Source organism: Pseudomonas fulva, from assembly GCF_023517795.1.
Lineage (GTDB): Bacteria > Pseudomonadota > Gammaproteobacteria > Pseudomonadales > Pseudomonadaceae > Aquipseudomonas > Aquipseudomonas fulva_D.
The window spans coordinates 3,366,140-3,387,721 of sequence record NZ_CP082928.1 but is presented as its reverse complement, the minus strand read 5'-3'; the positions used below and the strand labels follow the sequence as shown (position 1 = coordinate 3,387,721).

13 protein-coding genes, 2 tRNA genes and 3 rRNA genes are annotated in these 21,582 nt (G+C 59.6%); 4 read left to right on the top strand and 14 right to left on the bottom strand.

The features are described from left to right. Positions 1–40 precede the first annotated feature (40 nt). Both mksE and mksF read left to right on the top strand, forming a co-directional pair. On the top strand, positions 41–733 hold the full coding sequence (gene mksE, locus K8U54_RS15410) for an Mks condensin complex protein MksE (RefSeq protein WP_249906637.1): 693 nt from the start codon (positions 41–43) through the stop codon (positions 731–733). Further along, a complete protein-coding gene (mksF, locus tag K8U54_RS15405) occupies positions 730–3,564 on the top strand; it encodes an Mks condensin complex protein MksF (RefSeq protein WP_249906636.1) in 2,835 nt (944 codons plus the stop codon). Before mksE ends, mksF begins: the two co-directional genes overlap by 4 nt. A gap of 98 nt (positions 3,565–3,662) precedes the next feature. On the opposite strand, the gene K8U54_RS15400 is transcribed toward mksF, so the two are convergent. The 12 genes from K8U54_RS15400 to ilvC form a co-directional block, all read right to left on the bottom strand. Then, positions 3,663–5,960: a PqiB family protein gene (locus K8U54_RS15400; RefSeq protein ID WP_249906635.1), complete on the bottom strand. Its 2,298-nt coding sequence runs from the start codon at positions 5,958–5,960 to the stop codon at positions 3,663–3,665. Further along, positions 5,953–6,576 (bottom strand): paraquat-inducible protein A, encoded by a 624-nt coding sequence (locus K8U54_RS15395; protein WP_249906634.1) that lies wholly within the window; start codon positions 6,574–6,576, stop codon positions 5,953–5,955. Before K8U54_RS15395 ends, K8U54_RS15400 begins: the two co-directional genes overlap by 8 nt. After that, positions 6,563–7,222 carry a paraquat-inducible protein A gene (locus tag K8U54_RS15390; RefSeq protein ID WP_249906633.1) on the bottom strand — a complete coding sequence of 220 codons (660 nt, stop codon included), beginning with the start codon at positions 7,220–7,222 and terminating at the stop codon, positions 6,563–6,565. Before K8U54_RS15390 ends, K8U54_RS15395 begins: the two co-directional genes overlap by 14 nt. Before the next feature lie 448 nt (positions 7,223–7,670). Beyond that, positions 7,671–7,786: ribosomal RNA gene (rrf, locus tag K8U54_RS15385) — 5S ribosomal RNA — on the bottom strand. Between the two features lie 137 nt (positions 7,787–7,923). Beyond that, positions 7,924–10,815 (bottom strand): 23S ribosomal RNA (locus tag K8U54_RS15380). A gap of 257 nt (positions 10,816–11,072) precedes the next feature. Beyond that, positions 11,073–11,148, bottom strand: a tRNA-Ala gene (locus K8U54_RS15375). Positions 11,149–11,167: 19 nt separating this feature from the next. Then, positions 11,168–11,244: transfer RNA gene (locus K8U54_RS15370), tRNA-Ile, on the bottom strand. A 162-nt stretch (positions 11,245–11,406) separates the two neighbouring features. Further along, positions 11,407–12,942: ribosomal RNA gene (locus K8U54_RS15365) — 16S ribosomal RNA — on the bottom strand. Together the 16S, 23S and 5S rRNA genes with 2 tRNA genes alongside form the textbook arrangement of a ribosomal RNA operon. A gap of 542 nt (positions 12,943–13,484) precedes the next feature. Beyond that, positions 13,485–14,102 (bottom strand): protein-methionine-sulfoxide reductase heme-binding subunit MsrQ, encoded by a 618-nt coding sequence (gene msrQ, locus K8U54_RS15360; RefSeq protein WP_249906632.1) that lies wholly within the window; start codon positions 14,100–14,102, stop codon positions 13,485–13,487. Further along, the gene (gene msrP, locus K8U54_RS15355; RefSeq protein WP_249906631.1) at positions 14,102–15,115 is read right to left on the bottom strand and encodes a protein-methionine-sulfoxide reductase catalytic subunit MsrP; all 1,014 of its coding nucleotides are present in this window, start codon (positions 15,113–15,115) and stop codon (positions 14,102–14,104) included. Before msrP ends, msrQ begins: the two co-directional genes overlap by 1 nt. A 62-nt stretch (positions 15,116–15,177) precedes the next feature. Next, positions 15,178–15,993 (bottom strand): CDP-diacylglycerol--serine O-phosphatidyltransferase, encoded by an 816-nt coding sequence (gene pssA, locus K8U54_RS15350; RefSeq protein WP_249906630.1) that lies wholly within the window; start codon positions 15,991–15,993, stop codon positions 15,178–15,180. Positions 15,994–16,343: 350 nt separating this feature from the next. Next, positions 16,344–17,360 (bottom strand): ketol-acid reductoisomerase, encoded by a 1,017-nt coding sequence (ilvC, locus tag K8U54_RS15345; protein ID WP_070887307.1) that lies wholly within the window; start codon positions 17,358–17,360, stop codon positions 16,344–16,346. A 127-nt stretch (positions 17,361–17,487) separates the two neighbouring features. Between ilvC and ilvY the strand changes: the two genes are divergently transcribed. Then, positions 17,488–18,366, top strand: coding sequence for an HTH-type transcriptional activator IlvY (ilvY, locus tag K8U54_RS15340; protein WP_249906629.1), 879 nt, complete (start codon positions 17,488–17,490; stop codon positions 18,364–18,366). A gap of 51 nt (positions 18,367–18,417) precedes the next feature. Here ilvY and ilvN read toward each other — a convergent pair whose 3' ends face one another. Beyond that, positions 18,418–18,909, bottom strand: coding sequence for an acetolactate synthase small subunit (gene ilvN / locus K8U54_RS15335; protein WP_013789972.1), 492 nt, complete (start codon positions 18,907–18,909; stop codon positions 18,418–18,420). A 1-nt stretch (position 18,910) separates the two neighbouring features. Beyond that, complete coding sequence (locus K8U54_RS15330; RefSeq protein ID WP_249906628.1) at positions 18,911–20,641, bottom strand: acetolactate synthase 3 large subunit; 1,731 nt, start codon at positions 20,639–20,641, stop codon at positions 18,911–18,913. A 490-nt stretch (positions 20,642–21,131) separates the two neighbouring features. On the opposite strand from K8U54_RS15330, the gene K8U54_RS15325 reads away from it, so the two are divergent. Further along, complete coding sequence (locus K8U54_RS15325) at positions 21,132–21,572, top strand: DUF4124 domain-containing protein (protein WP_249906627.1); 441 nt, start codon at positions 21,132–21,134, stop codon at positions 21,570–21,572. Positions 21,573–21,582 lie beyond the last annotated feature (10 nt).

Sequence of the window (21,582 nt, the reverse complement as noted above, 5' to 3'; positions counted from 1 at the left end):
CAGTTGCAGCCACGGCTGCAACTGCCAAAGAGCATTACCTATGAATATCGACCTGAAAGAAATGACCCAGCTCGCGGCCGCGTTCCGCGACCTGTTCAAGGGCTACCACATCTCGCGCAGCGAGCCGGAGTGCTACGCCCAGCTGTCCAGCATGCAAGATCAGTATCGCGCGCTGTTTCGCGCCCTGGGCTTCGAGCTGGTCTGCGATCCGCGCGGCTTCTACTACTTCGTGCCCGAGCAGGCCGCGCCGCAGGTCAACAAGACCGCCCAGCGCCTGGCGCTGTTCACCTTCATCTTGGTCGAGCATCTGGCCGACCAGGGCCGTGACCCACTCTCCGTGCTCGACGGTGGCACCATCGGCCGCGACGAGCTGCCGGCACTGCTCGACAAGTACCGCGACCTGTTCCTGCAGGCCGAAGTCACTACCCATGAAGAGCTCGAAGACAAGGTCATCCGCCGCCTGACCCAGCTCGGTTTCGCCGAGGATAGCAATGGCGTGTACCGCTTCCTGCCGCCGATGCACCGCTTCCTCGACGTGTGCCTGGCGGTGCAGCACGACCGCGACCTGGCTGCCAGCCTGCACAGCACCGACCTGCCGCTGCCGGCCCCGGTACTGATCGACGACGACAGCGGTGACCCGATCATCAGCCTCGACGACGTCGAAGAATCCGAAGAAGAGACCATGGCCCGCGCCCTGGCCGAAGAGCGCGCCGCACAGGAGCAAGACGCATGACCCAGGAACGCTACGGCATCCGCCGCTTCGCGCTGCTCAACACCGCCGGCTACAGCCTCGGCCTGTTTCCGCTGGAAAACCCGTTGTCGGTGTACGGCGCCAACAACCTCGGCAAGTCGGCGTCGATCAACGCCCTGCAGTTCCCGATCCTCGCGCGTATGTCGGACATGAGCTTCGGCAAGTACAGCCTCGAGCAGTCGCGCAAGTTCTACTTCGCCACCGACACCAGCTACATCCTCGTCGAAGTCGCCCTGCCCCACGGCCCCCACGTGATCGGCGTGGCCGGTCGCGGCCCGGGGGGCGGCTTCGGTCACCAGTTCTTCGCCTACCAGGGCGAACTGGACCTGGATCACTACCAGCACAACGGCACCTGCCTGCGCCAACGCGAGCTGTTCAAGAACCTCGGCCAGGCCGGCATCACCGCCTACGAGCTCAAGCCCGACGAACTGCGTCGTCTGCTGGTCGGCGGCCACACCAGCATCCCGCTGGACCTGACCCTGATCCCGCTGCGCTCGACCAGCGAACAGAGCCTGAAGACGTTCCGCGCCCTGTTCATCAACCTCCTGCATATGCGCGAGATCACCGCGGCGAAGCTCAAGCAGCTGTTCCTCGACGCCTTCGAGCACAGCCTGCGCTCGGGTAGCGTCGACTACATCGCCGCCACCGAGGAGGCCTTTCGCGACGTGCGCCGCATGGAGCAGGACTACCAGGCCCTGGTCACCGCCGGCCCCTTGATCGAAGCCCTGGCATCCGGCGTCACCCAGCGCGAACAACTGCGCGGCAAGCTGCATCGCCTCTCGCCCTTGCTCGACAACCTGCTGGGCACCTGGCACGACTACGCCGACGCCCGCAAGGAAGAACTGGTCATCCAGGCCGAGCACTACCGGGGCGAGCAGGACAGCCTGCAGAACGATCAGCGCGGCGGCACCCAGGAACTGATGCGCATGGAGCGCGAGATCAGCGAGATCCAGCGCTGGCTCGGCGAGCTGGCGGTACTGAAGAACCGCTTCGCCCTGGTCGACGACGTCAAGGTACTGGAAGCCCAGCTGCTGGCCGCCAAGGATGCTCACGACGAGCTGGCCGGCGCCCTGGCGCAGTCCCGGCAGTTCTCCAGCGAAGACCTGGACGAACGCCTGCGCGACCTGGAAAAACGCCTCAAGTCGGTCAAGCAGCAGCTCGACCACGCCGACAACAACAGCTACTCGCGCCTGCGTGAAGAGTTCTCCCAGGCCGATGTCGATCGCCTGATGCGTCTGTTCAACGGCCAGCTGTTCAGCCTGCCGCTGGGCGAGAAAGGCATCCAGCTCGACGAGGGCGACTTGTGGGTGAAGTCCCTGGAGGCCATCCTCGACGGCTTCAAGGGCGAGCGCTTCCAGGTGCCCGGCCTGGATATCGACTTGTCCCATATCGAGCCGCCGGCCCTGCAGGCCCTGGCCGACCGCGCCGCCCTGCGCGACCAGAAGGATCGCCTCGACCGCGAGCTCAAGCAGCTCAAGACCCAGCAATCGGTCGCCGCCGACCGCGCCGCCAGCAAGGCCCAGGCCGAGCAGCTGTACCAGGCGGTACTGGATGCCCAGAAGGCCCTCGAAGACTTCCGCAAGAGCCAGACCCTGGCCGCCGAGGAGCCGCACAAGCTGGAGAAACTCGCCCAGCTGGAAGCCGCCCAGGACGAGCTCAAGCGCGCCAGTGACGCCTTCACCGAACGCGTCCAACAGTTGTCCGCCAAGTTGCAACTGGTCGGCCGGCAGATCGCCGACTTGGAGGCCAAGGAGCGCACCCTGGAAGACGCCCTGCGCCGTCGCCAACTGCTGCCCGCCGACCTACCGTTCGGCACGCCCTACATGGAGCCGGTGGACGACTCCCTGGACAATCTGCTGCCGCTGCTCAACGACTACCAGGACACCTGGCAGGGCCTGCAGCGCGTCGACGGGCAGATCGAGGCGCTGTACGCCCAGGTGCGCCTCAAGGGCGTCGCCAAGTTCGACAGCGAAGACGACATGGAGCGCCGCCTGCAGCTCTTGGTCAACGCCTACGCTCACCGTCAGGACGAAGCCCTGACCCTGGCCAAGGCGCGCCGTGCGGCGGTCACCGACATCGCCAGGACCCTGCGCAATATCCGCAGTGACTACGACAACCTCGAGCACCAGTTGGCGCTGTTCAACCGCGAGATCAACAAGCGCCAGGTCTCCAACCTGCAGAGCTTCCGCATCGTGCTGGCGCCGAACAAGGACGCGCTGCGGCATATCGACCAGATCATCCACAGCGCCGGTCAGTACGAGGAAGGCGAAACCCTGTCGGTGTTCGACCTGACCCAGAATGCCGAGCAGGACGCCAGGAACGAAGAAGCCAAGGACTACCTGTCGCGCCTGGTGGCCGCCAACGGCAACCAGCTGGGTCTCAAGGACCTGTTCGAGCTGGCCTTCGAGATCACCAAGGTGCACGGCCAGCCGGTGATCCATACCGACATCGACGGTGCGGCTTCCAACGGCACCACGATGACCATCAAGGCGCTGACCAACATGTACCTGCTGCTGCACCTGATGGACCGCGACCTGGCCGGTCGGGTACGCCTGCCCTACTACCTCGACGAGGCAGCGGACATCGACGAGCGCAATCAGCAGGCGCTGATCGAAACCAGCCTGCAGCTCGGCTTCGTGCCGATCCTCGCCTCGGTGAAACCCCAGGTCTCGGCCACCGTGGCCATCGACCTGGAGGGCGGTAGCGGCCCGAACGGCATCTACATCGACGAAGCGGACTGGAAGTACATCAAGCGCCGCGAGCAGGCTGCTACAGCTGCCAGCAGCGAGCAGGATGCGGTCGAGCCGGCGTGATCCTGCCCCGGTAACGCAAAAGGCCCGCGGAGTACGCGGGCCTTTTCTTTTCGCACTATTTGAATGAAGGCTTGCGAGCTAGAGCCCTGTTGCCTCCATCACTTGGGCAAAGCGATTTTCGGCGCCCATTGCAACCACTCCGGCTGCGCCTCATCGAACAGCGCAAAGGTCTGGCCGGGTCGTGCCGCATTGCCGGTCGGCTCGGGTGTGGCGAAGGCCACGCCGCCCGCGACCAGGGTTTCCACCGACTCGGTGCGCACCTGTACGCCCTTGAACAAGCCGAAATCGACGCCGAACCCGGAGCTGTTCCAGAAGCGGCTGCCGGTGTGCACCAGCCCGGCATAACGGGGCTCGATCAGGATATGGATCAACACCCGGTCGGCCGTGGCGCCCAGCTCGTAGCCGGTGACCTTGCCGACCTGCACCTCGCGGTAACTCACCGGCGAGCCGGTCTTCAGCGAGCCGCGCCGTGGCGTACTGAGTACCAGACGCAAGCCCGCTTCCTCGACCGCCTGCTCGGGCGCCTGCTTGAGCGCCACGAAATCGGTCTGCCGGCCGCTGCCCTGATTCGACGGCTGCACCTCGATGTACTGCCCGCCAATCAGGGTATCCAGGTTGGAGGCGCCGGTCAGGCCGATCTCGGGCTTGACCACCCAGAAGCGCGAACCAGGGCGCAGCACCTGCTGCGCCGCGGTGGTGATGCGCCCATGCAGCATCACCGCCTGCAGGTCGCCAGTCAGCTCGACCCGCTCGATCTTGCCGACCTGCAGGCCCTTGTAGCGAATCTCGGTGCCTGGCGACAGACCATCGCCGCGCTCCACGCGGATGCTCAGCGCATCGCCGCTTTTCAACGAGGCTTCGCGATCGGCATAGAGGTCGAAGCGCTGCACACGCTTGGCCTCGGCGGGCGCCTTGAGGTCATCGGTCTCGAAGGCGATGCCACCGGACATCAGGGTCTGCAGCGACTCGCTCTTCACCTCGATGCCGGACAACCCGCCCTTGAGGGTGATGCCGCTGACATTCCAGAAACGCGTGGTACGGTTTACCAGCCCGGCATACTCGGGCTCGATGTGCACGCCCAGTACCACCTGCTTGTTGTCGCGCGAAAGCTGGAAGCTCTGCACCGAACCGACCTTCATCTGCCGGTAGAGAATCGGGCTGCCCACGTCGACCGACCCCAGGGTGTCGCCGAACAGCACCAGGTGCAGGCCCTCGGCACCGAGATCCAGCGGCGGTGCCTTGGCACGGGCGACGAAATCGCGGCGTGGTGGCCCACCCAGTTCGCCCGGGCGAATGGCGATGTAGTTGCCCTTGACCAACGCCTCCAGCCCGGTGATGCCGGCCAGGGAAATCGACGGCTTGACCACCCAGAACTGACTGCCTTCGACCAGGTAATCCTCGGCCAGCGGGTCCATGGCCAGCTCGGCGGTGGCGCTCTTCAGATCCGGATCGACCTTGAGGGTCTTCAACAGACCCGCCTGGATGCCCTTGTACATCACGGGCGTGCGGCCGGCCTGGAGGCCCTCGAAATCGGTGAGCTTGACCACCGCCTTGATACCGGCCTGGGCAGCGTCGAAGTCCTCGTACAAACGGAAGGGTTTGCTGGGGTCGGTCGGCGGGCTGTCCTTGCGATGCTCCGGCGTGGCGAAGGCGATACCGCCGGCGACGATGCTGGCCAGGGATTCGCTGCGAAATTTCACCCCCGAGAAGTTGGCGTCGACACTGATGCCGCTGGCGTTCCAGAAACGCGTGTGCTTGCGCACCAGGTGGGCATAGGCCGGCTCGATGAACACCTTCACCTCTACCGACGTCTGATCGGCAGCCAGCTCGTAATCCTTCACCCGGCCCACCTGGATCTGCTTGAAGAACACCGGGCTGTCACGGTTCAGCGAGCCCAGCCGCTCAGCCTTGAGGGTCAGGTGCAGGCCAGGCTGTTCATCGGAAAGCGGCGGGGCCTGGGCCAGGGCCTGGAAGTCGTAGGCCGGCTCACCGGTGCCCGGGCTGAAGGCGATGTAGTTACCGGACACCAGGGTTTCCAGGCCGGTGATACCGGCCAGGCTCACGCTGGGTTTGACCAGCCAGAAACGGGTGCCGGTGCGCAGCTGATGCTCGATGTCCTTGTTCATCTCCAGGGTGGCGATCACCCCGCGCTGCTTGTCGCTCTTGTCCAGCGTCAGGCTGGTGACCTTGCCCACCGACATGCCCTTGAAGACCACCTCGGTCTTGCCGGCCTCGATACCTTCGCCGCTGGCGAACACCACCTGGATCTGGATGCCGGCTTCGCTGTAGGCACGCCAGGCCAGCCAGCCACCGATCAGCAGCGCGATCAGCGGCAATACCCATATCGCGGACCAGTTGGAGGCCGGACGCGTCCTGGCGGTGGGCAGATCATTCATGGTCGTCATCCGATTCCGTGTTATCCCAAATCAACCGTGGGTCGAAGGTCAGTGCTGCCAGCATGGTGAGGATCACCACACTGGCGAAGGCCACCGCTCCCACACCCGGCTCGACGCTGGCCAGGCTGCCGAACCGCACCACCGCCACGAGAATGGCGATGACGAAGATATCCAGCATGGACCAGCGTCCGATCCATTCGATGAAGCGGTACATCAAGATACGTTGCCTGGCCGACATCGGCTGGTGGCGCTGCACCGAATACAGCAGAAGACCGATGCCCACCAGCTTGAAGGTCGGCACAAGAATGCTGGCGACGAACACCACGATGGCGATCGGCAGCATGCCATTGTCGACCAGCGTGATGACGCCGGACATGATGGTGTCGGGCGCCCCTTTGCCGAAGGAATTGACCGTCATGATCGGCAGCACGTTCGCAGGAATATAGAGAATCGCTGCGGTGATCAGCAGCGCCCAGGTACGTGCCAGGCTGTTGGGCCGGCGCTCGTGGATACGCCCACCACAACGCGTACAGAACTGTCGCTTCAAGTCGGGCTGCTGGCGGTTGAGCTGGTGGCACTCGTGGCAGATGATCAGGCCGGCATCAATGGCGCGCACGGGCGTCCTCCCCGGCGAGGGCTTCCCAGATCTGGTGGGGCGACATGGTCACCTCCAGCCACACCTGCACCAGCAGCAGCGCAATGAAGCAGAACAGCCCGAAGCCGACGGACAGCTCGGCGATATCTGCCAGCTTGACGATCGAGACCAGGATGCCGATCAGATAGACCTCGAGCATGCCCCATTCGCGCATATGGTGGTAAATGCGGTACAGCAGAAAACCATAGCCGCGGCCGACCTTGAAACAGATGCTCAGGAGCACCAACAGCTGGCAGAGCAGCTTGAGCAGCGGAACCGCCATGCTGCACAGGAACACCACCACGGCGATGCTCTGCATGCCGGCGTCGTACAGGCCCAGCACCCCGCTCCATACCGTGTCGTGGGAGGTCTGCCCGAGCATGGTCATCTGCATGATCGGCTGGAAGTTGGCGGGGATATAAAGAAGTAGCGCAGCCAGCACCAGGGCCAGGCTGCGGCGTATCACCTGGGGACGGTGGTTATACAGCTCATAGCCACAGCGTGGGCACTCGACGCGCTCACCCTCGGCAATCTCGGGCCGACGCATCAGCAGATCGCATTCGTGGCAGGCGACTAGCTCCGTCAGAGGGACTTCAGCTAACGACTGTTGAGCAGCCGATTCGGGCATGGATAGAGCTCTCGAAAATACCGACCATTCTAGATGAGACCCTCAAAGCAACACAGCGTTATACCGATTATCCGCGCGGCAAACATTACCCCAGTGTTACGTCGCCCGACTCGGCCGTGCTTCGATATGCTGCCGGCTCGTCTTCGCCCTTAGGCTGGAAGATGCTTCGCCCTTTCACCAGCCACTCATCGCTACGGTACGGCCTTTGCGACTGCCTCTTGCGCAGCCTGCGGTCGAGCAAAGCGATACTCAGGTCAGCCTGCCCTGCATCTTCCGGTTTTTGTGATGCCGAAAAGATGAAACCCCAGATCTCTGTCGAGACCTGGGGTTTCTTATAGAAGCTTGACGATGATCTGGCCGGCACTCCGGGACTCTCACAGCCACACCATCATTCGAGCGAAAAAGAGAAAGCCCTGATCAGTTACCTGATCAGGGCTTTCGGGTAGAAGCTTGACGATGACCTACTCTCACATGGAGAAGCTCCACACTACCATCGGCGATGCGTCGTTTCACTACTGAGTTCGGGATGGGATCAGGTGGTTCCAACGCTCTATGGTCGTCAAGCAAACGGGTTGCTGCTTCGGGGTTTAGCCGCTGCAGCGAATTGGGTATGTGATATCGGTTGGTATTACGTGTTCTCGCAAATCTTCGGCATTACTGTCGACTTCAACCGTCTAACAGCCAAATTGTTTGGGTGTTATATGGTCAAGCCTCACGGGCAATTAGTACTGGTTAGCTCAACGCCTCACAACGCTTACACACCCAGCCTATCAACGTCGTAGTCTTCGACGGCCCTTTAGGGAACTCAAGGTTCCAGTGAGATCTCATCTTGAGGCAAGTTTCCCGCTTAGATGCTTTCAGCGGTTATCTTTCCCGAACATAGCTACCCGGCAATGCCACTGGCGTGACAACCGGAACACCAGAGGTTCGTCCACTCCGGTCCTCTCGTACTAGGAGCAGCCCCTCTCAAATCTCAAACGTCCACGGCAGATAGGGACCGAACTGTCTCACGACGTTCTAAACCCAGCTCGCGTACCACTTTAAATGGCGAACAGCCATACCCTTGGGACCGGCTTCAGCCCCAGGATGTGATGAGCCGACATCGAGGTGCCAAACACCGCCGTCGATATGAACTCTTGGGCGGTATCAGCCTGTTATCCCCGGAGTACCTTTTATCCGTTGAGCGATGGCCCTTCCATACAGAACCACCGGATCACTAAGACCTACTTTCGTACCTGCTCGACGTGTCTGTCTCGCAGTCAAGCGCGCTTTTGCCTTTATACTCTGCGACCGATTTCCGACCGGTCTGAGCGCACCTTCGTACTCCTCCGTTACTCTTTAGGAGGAGACCGCCCCAGTCAAACTACCCACCATACACTGTCCTCGATCCGGATAACGGACCAGAGTTAGAACCTCAAGGTTGCCAGGGTGGTATTTCAAGGATGGCTCCATGAGAACTGGCGTCCCCACTTCAAAGCCTCCCACCTATCCTACACAAGCAAGCTCAAAGTCCAGTGCAAAGCTATAGTAAAGGTTCACGGGGTCTTTCCGTCTAGCCGCGGATACACTGCATCTTCACAGCGATTTCAATTTCACTGAGTCTCGGGTGGAGACAGCGCCGCCATCGTTACGCCATTCGTGCAGGTCGGAACTTACCCGACAAGGAATTTCGCTACCTTAGGACCGTTATAGTTACGGCCGCCGTTTACCGGGGCTTCGATCAAGAGCTTCGCGTTAGCTAACCCCATCAATTAACCTTCCGGCACCGGGCAGGCGTCACACCCTATACGTCCACTTTCGTGTTTGCAGAGTGCTGTGTTTTTAATAAACAGTCGCAGCGGCCTGGTATCTTCGACCGGCATGTGCTTACGGGGTAAACCCTTCACACTCACCGGCGCACCTTCTCCCGAAGTTACGGTGCCATTTTGCCTAGTTCCTTCACCCGAGTTCTCTCAAGCGCCTTGGTATTCTCTACCTAACCACCTGTGTCGGTTTGGGGTACGGTTCCTAATTACCTGAAGCTTAGAAGCTTTTCCTGGAAGCATGGCATCAACCACTTCATCGTCCTAAAGGACAACTCGTCATCAGCTCTCGGCCTTGATCTCCCGGATTTACCTAAGAAACCAGCCTACCACCTTAAACACGGACAACCAACGCCGTGCTGGCCTAGCCTTCTCCGTCCCTCCATCGCAGTAATTAGAAGTACGGGAATATTAACCCGTTTCCCATCGACTACGCATTTCTGCCTCGCCTTAGGGGCCGACTCACCCTGCGTCGATTAACGTTGCGCAGGAAACCTTGGTCTTTCGGCGTGCGAGTTTTTCACTCGCATTGTCGTTACTCATGTCAGCATTCGCACTTCTGATACCTCCAGCAAGCTTCTCAACTCACCTTCACAGGCTTACAGAACGCTCCTCTACCGCTCAACTTACGTTGAACCCGTAGCTTCGGTGTATGGTTTGAGCCCCGTTACATCTTCCGCGCAGGCCGACTCGACTAGTGAGCTATTACGCTTTCTTTAAAGGGTGGCTGCTTCTAAGCCAACCTCCTAGCTGTCTAAGCCTTCCCACATCGTTTCCCACTTAACCATAACTTTGGGACCTTAGCTGACGGTCTGGGTTGTTTCCCTTTTCACGACGGACGTTAGCACCCGCCGTGTGTCTCCCGTGCTGACACTTGCTGGTATTCGGAGTTTGCATCGGTTTGGTAAGTCGGGATGACCCCCTAGCCGAAACAGTGCTCTACCCCCAGCAGTGATACACGAGGCGCTACCTAAATAGCTTTCGAGGAGAACCAGCTATCTCCGAGCTTGATTAGCCTTTCACTCCGATCCACAGGTCATCCGCTAACTTTTCAACGGTAGTCGGTTCGGTCCTCCAGTCAGTGTTACCTAACCTTCAACCTGCCCATGGATAGATCGCCCGGTTTCGGGTCTATACCCAGCGACTAAACGCCCTATTAAGACTCGCTTTCGCTACGCCTCCCCTATTCGGTTAAGCTCGCCACTGAATATAAGTCGCTGACCCATTATACAAAAGGTACGCAGTCACCCAACAAAGTAGGCTCCCACTGCTTGTACGCATACGGTTTCAGGTTCTATTTCACTCCCCTCTCCGGGGTTCTTTTCGCCTTTCCCTCACGGTACTGGTTCACTATCGGTCAGTCAGTAGTATTTAGCCTTGGAGGATGGTCCCCCCATATTCAGACAAAGTTTCTCGTGCTCCGTCCTACTCGATTTCATTGATAAGAGCATTTCGTGTACGGGGCTATCACCCACTACGGCGGCACTTTCCAGAGCCTTCCACTACACTCTAATCAACTTAAGGGCTAGTCCCCGTTCGCTCGCCACTACTAAGGGAATCTCGGTTGATTTCTTTTCCTCAGGGTACTTAGATGTTTCAGTTCCCCTGGTTCGCCTCATGCACCTATGTATTCAGTGCATGATACCCAGCTTATGCTAGGTGGGTTCCCCCATTCAGAGATCTCTGGATCACAGTCTGTTTGCCGACTCCCCAAAGCTTATCGCAGGCTACAACGTCTTTCATCGCCTCTGACTGCCAAGGCATCCACCGTATGCGCTTCTTCACTTGACCATATAACCCCAAGCAATCTGGTTACTGTCTATAACGTGAAGACGACATTCGCCGAAAATTTGCACTTGAGAACAACGCAAATTTTACCTTGACCAGATTGACTACCAGTGAAAGTAATCAATCAGTCACTTCTATCACATACCCAAATTTTTAAAGAACGATGTTTCGACTGGTCAAAGACCAGAAATCAACATTCACACTGCCTAAACAGGAATGCTCATTTCTGAGCTCTCAACGCAACGACTGCAACCAGATAGTGGTGGAGCCAAGCGGGATCGAACCGCTGACCTCCTGCGTGCAAGGCAGGCGCTCTCCCAGCTGAGCTATGGCCCCGTATCATCTGCACCTGAATTGGTAGGTCTGGGCAGATTTGAACTGCCGACCTCACCCTTATCAGGGGTGCGCTCTAACCAACTGAGCTACAGACCTATAACAGGGCGGCACCAAGCCGACCTCACCCTACTCTCTACAACAGCGTGGGGTGCGCTCCAACCAACTGAGCACCGGCCTAGCCTAGGCGTTACAGCATCGTCTTCTACAATGAATCAAGCAATTCGTGTGGGAGCTTATGAATAAGCTGCGATCTTCGATTAAGGAGGTGATCCAGCCGCAGGTTCCCCTACGGCTACCTTGTTACGACTTCACCCCAGTCATGAATCACACCGTGGTAACCGTCCTCCCGAAGGTTAGACTAGCTACTTCTGGTGCAACCCACTCCCATGGTGTGACGGGCGGTGTGTACAAGGCCCGGGAACGTATTCACCGTGACATTCTGATTCACGATTACTAGCGATTCCGACTTCACGCAGTCGAGTTGCAGACTGCGATCCGGACTACGATCGGTTTTATGGGATTAGCTCCACCTCGCGGCTTGGCAACCCTTTGTACCGACCATTGTAGCACGTGTGTAGCCCTGGCCGTAAGGGCCATGATGACTTGACGTCATCCCCACCTTCCTCCGGTTTGTCACCGGCAGTCTCCTTAGAGTTCCCACCCGAGGTGCTGGTAACTAAGGACAAGGGTTGCGCTCGTTACGGGACTTAACCCAACATCTCACGACACGAGCTGACGACAGCCATGCAGCACCTGTGTCTGAGTTCCCGAAGGCACCAATCCATCTCTGGAAAGTTCTCAGCATGTCAAGGCCAGGTAAGGTTCTTCGCGTTGCTTCGAATTAAACCACATGCTCCACCGCTTGTGCGGGCCCCCGTCAATTCATTTGAGTTTTAACCTTGCGGCCGTACTCCCCAGGCGGTCAACTTAATGCGTTAGCTGCGCCACTAAAATCTCAAGGATTCCAACGGCTAGTTGACATCGTTTACGGCGTGGACTACCAGGGTATCTAATCCTGTTTGCTCCCCACGCTTTCGCACCTCAGTGTCAGTATCAGTCCAGGTGGTCGCCTTCGCCACTGGTGTTCCTTCCTATATCTACGCATTTCACCGCTACACAGGAAATTCCACCACCCTCTACCGTACTCTAGCTTGCCAGTTTTGGATGCAGTTCCCAGGTTGAGCCCGGGGCTTTCACATCCAACTTAACAAACCACCTACGCGCGCTTTACGCCCAGTAATTCCGATTAACGCTTGCACCCTCTGTATTACCGCGGCTGCTGGCACAGAGTTAGCCGGTGCTTATTCTGTCGGTAACGTCAAAATTGCAGAGTATTAATCTACAACCCTTCCTCCCAACTTAAAGTGCTTTACAATCCGAAGACCTTCTTCACACACGCGGCATGGCTGGATCAGGCTTTCGCCCATTGTCCAATATTCCCCACTGCTGCCTCCCGTAGGAGTCTGGACCGTGTCTCAGTTCCAGTGTGACTGATCATCCTCTCAGACCAGTTACGGATCGTCGCCTTGGTGAGCCTTTACCCCACCAACTAGCTAATCCGACCTAGGCTCATCTATTAGCGCAAGGCCCGAAGGTCCCCTGCTTTCTCCCGTAGGACGTATGCGGTATTAGCGTTCCTTTCGAAACGTTGTCCCCCACTAATAGGCAGATTCCTAGGCATTACTCACCCGTCCGCCGCTGAATCAGGGAGCAAGCTCCCCTCAACCGCTCGACTTGCATGTGTTAGGCCTGCCGCCAGCGTTCAATCTGAGCCATGATCAAACTCTTCAGTTCAATACTGCTTGGGTTTTGAGAAAACCCTAAACTTGGCTCAGCAATCGCAAAAAACTCTCGAATTCACGAGTGTTACTTGTGATGCTGATAATCTTGCGATCTGTCAGTCTTAACTCACAAGCACCCACACGAATTGCTTGATTCAGTTGTTAAAGAACGGTTGGCTGAGGCTTTCGTCTCAACCGAGGCGCGCATCTTACAGCACCCTCATTTGCTGTCAAGCTGTTTTTGAAGAATTTTTTCTTTCTTCTCAACACCTTGCAGCGCCCGACCAGATCATCTTCTCTCCAGCGGGAGGCGCATTCTACAGCGTTACAAACCGCTGTCAACACCCTCTTTTACCGCCTTCGATCAAACCTGATCGAACCACCAACAAGACCACTCAAACCGCCCTGTCGATGCCGGCGCATTCTACTCGAATTCGCCGTCCGTGCAACCTTTATTTTCGTCTAACTCGTTGATCTACAAGGAGTTTTCAGATCAGGCTGCGCCGGAAGTGGTGCGCATTATAGGCCCCCTGAAACTTAGGTCAACCGTTTATTTCATTTTGGCTGAACTTTCTGCCCAGGCCCGACTATCCGCGGGATCCTGCGCATCAGAAGCGGGATACGCAGCAATAACAGCACCGCGCCAATCAACGCATAGATTGTCCACTCTTCCAGATCCGCCCTGACGATCCACAGCATGTGCAGCAAGGCGAGCGGCAGGATCAGGTAGATGAGGCGATGCAGTTTCTTCCAGGATTTGCCCAGGCGGCGCTGGCTATATCGATTGGACGTCACGGCCAGCAGCAGCAAACCCAAAAACGCGATGGCGCCGACGATAATGTACGGACGCTTGCGCAGCTCGACGGCCAGCTGCGACCAGTCCAGCCCGAGAACGAAAACGGCATACGCGGCCAGGTGCAGAACCCCGTAGGCAAAACACCACAGGCCGAGCTGGCGGCGCACGGCTATCCAGCCCGACCAACCGCTGAGCTTGTGCAGCGGCGTCATGCCCAGGGTAATCAGCAGAAGGATGAGCGCGCCCAGGCCCAGCCGCTCGACCAATACCTTGCCGGGATCCGGCCCCAGTGCGAAGGACCAGGCCTGGTACAACCAGTACAACGGCCATACCGCGACAAGCAGGAAAACGCCAAAACGCCAGAACGGATGCCGCATCAATAGTTCTTCCGCAGATCGAGGTTGCTATAAAGGCTGGCGACCTCATCGGCGTAGCCATTGAACATCTGGGTTTCGCGCACATTGGGGCTGAACAGCCCGCTGGGCAGACGCCGTTCGCGGGCCTGACTCCAGCGGGGATGGTCGACGGTCGGGTTCACATTGGCATAGAAGCCGTACTCCTGCGCGGCGATGTTCTGCCAGGTCGTTTGCGGTTGCTCACTCACCAGGCTGATGCGCACGATCGACTTGATGCTCTTGAAACCATATTTCCACGGCACCACCAGTCGCAATGGCGCGCCATTCTGATTGGGCAGTTCACGGCCATACATACCGACGGCCAGAATGGCCAATGGATGCATGGCTTCATCCAGACGCAGCCCCTCTACATACGGCCAGTCGATCAGACCGAAGCTGGAGCGCTGACCCGGCATGCTCTCGGGATCCTTGAGGGTTTCGAAACGGATGTGCTTGGCCGCCGAGGTCGGCTCCACCTTATCGAGCAGGGCCGAGATGGGAAAGCCGATCCAGGGGATCACCATCGACCAGGCCTCGACGCAGCGCAATCGGTAGATGCGTTCTTCCAACTGGTAGGGCTTGAGAAAGTCCTCCAGCGCATAGCGCCCCGGCTTGCCGACTTCGCCGTCGATCACCACCGACCAGGGCTCGGTCTTCAGGCTGCCTGCGTTCGCGGCAGGATCGGATTTGTCGGCACCGAACTCATAGAAGTTGTTGTAGTGGGTGGCGTCATGGAACGGCGTGATCGCCTCGTCATTGACGGTGACCGCATTCCATTTGGTGGCGCCAATGCGCTCAGCCAGCCAGGCCGGCGCCTTGCCAGGCTCGACGTCGGCATAGCGCTCGCCAGCAGCAGATTGCGCCCAGGCTGGCACACTGCTCAGCGCCATCCCGGCTGCGGCAGCCGACATGAAGGTGCGACGGGAGAGATAAATGGATTCGGGGGTGACATCCGATTCGGTGCATTCGGACGACTGACGCAGCTTGATCAGCATGGTGACTCCGCAGTATCGGGACAGGCCTGCCCAATAGACTACGGAGTCTGCAGGAAATTACATCACTCCATTGGCTTGCGACGACGCAGGCGCAGCAGATATTGAATCGGGCCGGACGCGGCATAGGCCAGGAAGATCAGCAACAGGATGCGCGGCGGATCGCTGAACACCACGGCGAACACCAGCACCACAGCGAGAATGGCCACGAACGGCACACGGCCTTTCAGATCCAGGTTCTTGAAGCTGTTGTACTTGATATTGCTGACCATCAGCATGCCGGCGGCAGCCACCAGGATGGCGACCACGAACGACATGTTGGAGCCTTGGATACCGAAGTCGCTGAAGGCCCATACGGTACCGGCCACCACGCCAGCAGCTGCCGGGCTGGCCAGGCCAATGAAGTAGCGTTTGTCGACACTGCCGATCTGGGTATTGAAGCGCGCCAGGCGCAATGCAGCACCCGCTACATAGATGAAGGCGACCATCCAGCCGACTTTGCCCATGCTGCCCAGCGCCCACTCGAACGCCAGCAGCGCCGGTGCCACGCCGAAGGCGACCATGTCGGACAGCGAATCGTATTCGGCACCAAAGGCGCTCTGGGTATTGGTCAGACGGGCGACGCGACCATCCAGGCCGTCCAGCACCATGGCCACGAACACCGTGGCGGCGGCTACGTAGAAGTTGCCGTTCATGGCGTTGATGATGGAATAGAAGCCGGCGAACAGGTTCGCGGTGGTGAACAGATTGGGCAGCAGGTAGATGCCGCGATGGCGCACCTTGCGCCCCTCGTCGTCATGCCCTTCCTCAATATGCTCGTCGATGGGCAGTAAGCTGTCATCGTCCCGGGACGATTTGGGCTCTTGCGGACGCTCGCTCATGAACAACACCTTGCATCGGATTTGAATTTTCGACCAAGCCGCCGGAAAAGCGTTCGCCTTAACGGCGGCCTGGATACAGGGGCTTTATACCAGAAGCCCGCCGTCGGCTCTTTAGCAAAAGTACCTGCGAACGGCGCTGCGGCATAAAAAACGGTTTGCCAAGCCGCTTGCAGCTAACGCGCTTTAGCGCGTCCGAAGGGCGAGCGAAGCGAGCACTGCCCATGTCCCGAGCGCAAACTGAACGCCCTTCCCGCTCTTTACCTTGTCTGACCTCGGCTCGGACTTTTCGTACAGCGCCCGAAACGAAAAAAACGCGGCCAGGGCCGCGTTTTTTCAGAGATCGGATCGACTCAGTTCTTGGCTTTGTCGACGATCTTGTTGGCAGCGATCCACGGCATCATCGAACGCAGTTGCTCACCGATCACTTCAATACCGTGAGCAGCGTTGTTACGACGCTTGGCGGTCATCGATGGGTAGCCGGTGGCACCTTCGCTAATGAACATCTTGGCGTATTCGCCGTCCTGGATGCGCTTGAGTGCATTGCGCATGGCCTGGCGGGATTCGGCGTTGATGACTTCCGGGCCGGTCACGTATTCGCCGTATTCGGCGTTGTTGGAGATCGAGTAGTTCATGTTGGCGATACCGCCTTCGTACATGAGGTCGACGATCAGCTTCAGTTCGTGCAGGCACTCGAAGTAGGCCATTTCCGGCGCATAGCCTGCTTCGACCAGGGTTTCGAAGCCGGCCTTGACCAGCTCGACGGTACCGCCGCAGAGAACGGCCTGCTCGCCGAACAGGTCGGTTTCGGTTTCGTCCTTGAAGGTGGTTTCGATGATGCCGGTACGGCCACCGCCAACGCCCGAAGCGTAGGACAGCGCGACGTTCTTGGCATTGCCGGAAGCGTCCTGGTAAACGGCGATCAGGTCAGGAATGCCGCCGCCTTTGACGAACTCGGTGCGTACGGTGTGGCCCGGGGCCTTCGGCGCGATCATGATCACGTCGAGGTCGGCACGCGGAACCACCTGGTTGTAGTGGATCGAGAAGCCGTGGGAGAACGCCAGGGTAGCGCCCTGCTTGATGTTCGGCTCGATCTCGTTCTTGTACAGAGCGCCCTGGAATTCGTCCGGGGTCAGGATCATCACCAGGTCGGCAGCGGCGACGGCAGAGGCCACGTCGGCGACTTTCAGGCCATGGGCTTCGGCCTTGGCAACGGTAGCGGAGCCTTTACGCAGACCGACGGTGACGTCGACGCCGGAATCCTTCAGGTTGCACGCTTGCGCGTGGCCCTGGGAGCCGTAGCCGATGATGGCCACTTTCTTGCCCTGGATGATCGAGAGGTCGCAGTCTTTGTCGTAATAAACTTTCATGTTCTTGGCTCTTGTATAGCGAAAGGGATGGGGTGCCGAGCACCGCTACGGGAGTTACCTTAAGTGATCCGCACCATTGCGTAAAATGATATATTCGCAACACTGCATGCCGAAATATGAAACATAAATGGACAGCCACGCTCTCAGCCTCTTTCTCTGCCTCGCCGACAACCTGCATTTCGGCAAGACCAGCCGCGAGCAGCACGTCAGCCCATCCGCGCTGAGCCGCAGCATCAAGCAGCTCGAGGATGAAGTCGGCGCGCCGCTGTTCGTGCGCGACAACCGCTCGGTGCGCCTGACCCGCGAGGGTCAGCGGTTTCGCGAATACGCCAGTGACGTCATGAACGGCTGGCAGGCCATCCGCCAGACCTTCAAACAGGATCAATTGATTCTGCACGGCGAGCTGTCGCTGTATTGCTCGGTGACGGCGAGCTACAGCTTTCTCTACGAGATTCTCAGCAGCTTCCGCCAGGACTACCCGCGCATCGAAATGAAGCTGCACACCGGCGACCCGGCCAAGGCCGTCGAGCGGGTGCAGCAGGGATTGGAAGACCTGGCCATTGGCGCACGCCCGGACAATTTGCCCGCCGGTGTGGAGTTCCAGTCGATCACCCGCTCGGCGCTGCGCTTTATCGGCCCGCAATCGCCGCAGTTGCTCGGCGAGGAACAGCTGAAGAATCCCGGTGCCGACACCTGGCAGGACGTGCCGCTGATTCTCTCCGAGGAGGGCCTGGCGCGAACCCGCACCGATCGCTGGCTGAAGCACCACAACATCAAGCCGCGCATCTACGCCCAGGTCAGTGGCAACGAGGCCATCGTCAGCATGGTCAGCCTGGGCTTCGGCATCGGCGTGGTGCCACAGATAGTGCTGGACAACAGCCCGCTGGCCGCACGCATCCGCCTCTACGATATCCAGCCGCCGCTGACCGACTACGACATTGGCCTGTTCGCCCTGCACAAGCGCCTCAAGGATCCGCTGATCGCCGCCTTCTGGAACCGCCAGTAGCAGGCATGAAAAACCCCGCACATGGCGGGGTTGTTCATTTCAGCCCTGCGATCAGATGCTCAGCACCTTGTCGCCGCGGGCGATACCGGTGACACCGCTGCGTACGGTCTCCAGAATCAGCGCGGTGCCGATGGCCTGGATGAAGCTGTCCAGCTTGTCGCTGGTACCGGCCAGCTGGATGGTGTACACGCTCGGCGTCACGTCGACGATCTGCCCACGGAAGATGTCGGTGGTGCGCTTGACCTCGGCGCGCTGGGCGCCGGTGGCCTTGACCTTGACCAGCATCAGCTCGCGCTCGATGTGGGCGTTCTCCGACAGATCCACCAGCTTGACCACCTCGATCAGCTTGTTGAGGTTCTTGGTGATCTGCTCGATGGTATCGTCATGCCCGATGGTGGTCAGCGTCAGACGCGACAGGGTCGGGTCTTCGGTCGGCGCCACGGTCAGGCTTTCGATGTTGTAGTTGCGCTGGGAGAACAGGCCGACGACACGCGACAGGGCTCCCGGTTCGTTTTCCAGCAGCAGGGAAATGATATGACGCATGTCAGGTACGCTCCGTCTTGCTCAACCACATGTCGCGCATCGCGCCACCACGAATCTGCATCGGGTAGACGTGCTCGCTGGTGTCCACGGCGATGTCGAGGAACACCAGGCGATCCTTCATCGCGAACGCCTCTTCCATCTTCGACTTGAGGTCCTTGAGGTCGGTGATGCGCATGCCCACGTGCCCATAGGACTCGGCCAGCTTGACGAAATCGGGCAGCGATTCCATGTAGGAGTGCGAGTAACGGCTGCTGTACTGCATGTCCTGCCACTGGCGAACCATGCCCAGCGCGCCATTGTTGAGGTTGATGATCTTCACCGGCAGGTCGTACTGCAGGCAGGTCGACAGCTCCTGAATGTTCATCTGGATGCTGCCTTCGCCGGTCACGCAGGCGACATCGGCGTCCGGGAAGTTGAGCTTGACGCCCATGGCGGCCGGGAAACCGAAGCCCATGGTGCCCAGGCCACCGGAGTTGATCCAGCGGTTGGGCTTGTTGAAGCGATAGTACTGGGCCGCGAACATCTGGTGCTGGCCCACGTCGGAGCTGATGTAGGCCTCGCCCCTGGTAACGTCGCACAGCGTCTCGATCACGGTCTGCGGCTTGATGATCGAACCGTCGCCCTCGTTATAGGGGAACAGGCGACCATTGCCGCGCCACTCGTCGATCTGCTTCCACCAGGTGGCTTGCGACTCCTTGTCCGGCGCCTGCTCGATTTCCTTGAGGGCGGCGACCATCTCGGTCAGCACGCTGTCCACCGGGCCGACGATCGGAATGTCGGCCTTGACGGTCTTGGAGATCGACGCCGGGTCGATGTCGATATGGATGATCTTCGCGTTCGGGCAGAACTTGGCAGCGGTCTCGCCATTGATGACACGGTCATCGAAGCGCGCACCAACTGCGAGGATCACGTCGGCGTGGTGCATCGCCAGGTTGGCGGTGTAGCTGCCGTGCATGCCGAGCATGCCGACGAACTGACGGTCGCCGCCCGGGTAGGCGCCCAGGCCCATCAGGGTATTGGTGACCGGCACGTTGAGGGCGCGGGCCAGCTCGGTCAGCTGCGCGCAAGCGCCGCCGAGGATCACACCGCCACCGGAATAGATGATCGGCCGCTTGGCCGCAACGAGCATTTCCGCCGCCTTGCGAATCTGCCCCGAGTGCCCGCGTGCAGCCGGGCTATAGGAGCGCAGCTTGACCTTCTTCGGGTAGCTGTATTCGAACTTCTGGGTCGGATCACCCATGTCCTTGGGGATATCGACGACCACCGGGCCCGGGCGACCGGACTCGGCCAGGTAGAAGGCCTTCTTGATCACTTCGGGGATTTCCGAAGGATGCTTGATGATGAAGCTGTGCTTCACGATCGGACGGGAGATGCCGACCATGTCGACTTCCTGGAAGGCATCGGTGCCGACCACGGTGCTGGCCACCTGACCGGAAATGATCACCATCGGGATCGAATCCATGTACGCAGTCGCGATACCGGTCACCGCGTTGGTCGCGCCCGGGCCGGAGGTCACCAGCACCACGCCGGCCTTGCCGGTGGCACGGGCGTAGCCGTCGGCCATATGGGTGGCCGCCTGCTCGTGACGAACCAGGATATGGGTCACTTCCGGCTCTTTGAACAGGGCATCATAGATGTGCAGGAGGGCACCGCCCGGGTACCCATAGATGTACTTAACGCCTTCGTCACGCAACGAGCGGACGACCATTTCAGCGCCGGATAAAAGCTCCACGTTGTTCACCTCTATTACGCCAGAAAACCGCCCTTTTGCAGGGTCGGCCCGAGTAGGTTTACTGCCAGCAGAGCATGAGCGACTGTGGTCGCCGACTACGTCAGCTACAACTGAGCAAGTATTGGGACTGCCCCAGATCTGTTGCGGGGCGTTCCCACCCAGCGCGAGGTAACGCGTTGCGGGTGTAACGAAAGGTCGGCGCGGGTAGCGCCTCATGTCTACTGAGCTGAAGCCAGCTTGCGGCTGGCCCCACTACAGCGAGCAGTCGATTGTTGATATTCGCTGACGGCAAGTCAAGCGATGCGTGACGGAATACGCAATATCCGGCAACAAGGCCGTACCCGCCGCCATGCTGCCGGATCGCCGGGTCGCGCCGATGTGAAACAGACCCGCCTGCGTCGCGCGTCGATTGGTTATAGTGGCAGCCTGCATTGCAACTCAGGTTGCCAGCACTTCAATCAGCCGATGCACCCCTGCATAAGGAAATCCCATGCGCCGCATGATTCTCACCAGCAGCCTGCTGCTCGCCCTGAGTGCGAGCGCCATGGCCGGGCAGATCTACAAATGGGTCGATGCCCAGGGCGTCACCCATTTCGGTGAGCAGCCGCCCCAGGGCCAGCAATCCACCACGGTCAATCCGTCGGCCGCGCCGCCCCCCTCAACCACCCCTGAAGCGAAGCCGGCACCGACTTTCGATGCCATCGCCGACCCCGAGCAGGCCGCCGCCGATGCCAAGGTGAAGAAGGAAGTGGCCGCCCAGGAAGCCGAGCGCAGGAAATACTGCGAGACCCAGCGCAACAACCTGGCACAGCTGGAGAACAACCCGCGGGTACGTGTGGAAGAAGGTGGGGAGATGCGTCGCCTCGGTGAAGAGGAGCGCCAGAAGCGCATCGCCGACAGCAAGCAGGCGATCAAAGAAAACTGCCAGTAGCGGCAGCGGA

What these genes read in the sequence shown, in the direction of transcription:
- ilvC (WP_070887307.1), bottom strand. Translation starts at nt 17,360, where the DNA reads ATGAAAGTTTATTACGACAAAGACTGCGACCTCTCGATCATCCAGGGC.
- K8U54_RS15400 (WP_249906635.1), bottom strand. Translation starts at nt 5,960, where the DNA reads ATGAATGATCTGCCCACCGCCAGGACGCGTCCGGCCTCCAACTGGTCC.
- ilvY (WP_249906629.1), top strand. Translation starts at nt 17,488, where the DNA reads ATGGACAGCCACGCTCTCAGCCTCTTTCTCTGCCTCGCCGACAACCTG.
- msrP (WP_249906631.1), bottom strand. Translation starts at nt 15,115, where the DNA reads ATGCTGATCAAGCTGCGTCAGTCGTCCGAATGCACCGAATCGGATGTC.
- K8U54_RS15325 (WP_249906627.1), top strand. Translation starts at nt 21,132, where the DNA reads ATGCGCCGCATGATTCTCACCAGCAGCCTGCTGCTCGCCCTGAGTGCG.
- mksF (WP_249906636.1), top strand. Translation starts at nt 730, where the DNA reads ATGACCCAGGAACGCTACGGCATCCGCCGCTTCGCGCTGCTCAACACC.
- pssA (WP_249906630.1), bottom strand. Translation starts at nt 15,993, where the DNA reads ATGAGCGAGCGTCCGCAAGAGCCCAAATCGTCCCGGGACGATGACAGC.
- msrQ (WP_249906632.1), bottom strand. Translation starts at nt 14,102, where the DNA reads ATGCGGCATCCGTTCTGGCGTTTTGGCGTTTTCCTGCTTGTCGCGGTA.
- mksE (WP_249906637.1), top strand. Translation starts at nt 41, where the DNA reads ATGAATATCGACCTGAAAGAAATGACCCAGCTCGCGGCCGCGTTCCGC.
- ilvN (WP_013789972.1), bottom strand. Translation starts at nt 18,909, where the DNA reads ATGCGTCATATCATTTCCCTGCTGCTGGAAAACGAACCGGGAGCCCTG.
- K8U54_RS15390 (WP_249906633.1), bottom strand. Translation starts at nt 7,222, where the DNA reads ATGCCCGAATCGGCTGCTCAACAGTCGTTAGCTGAAGTCCCTCTGACG.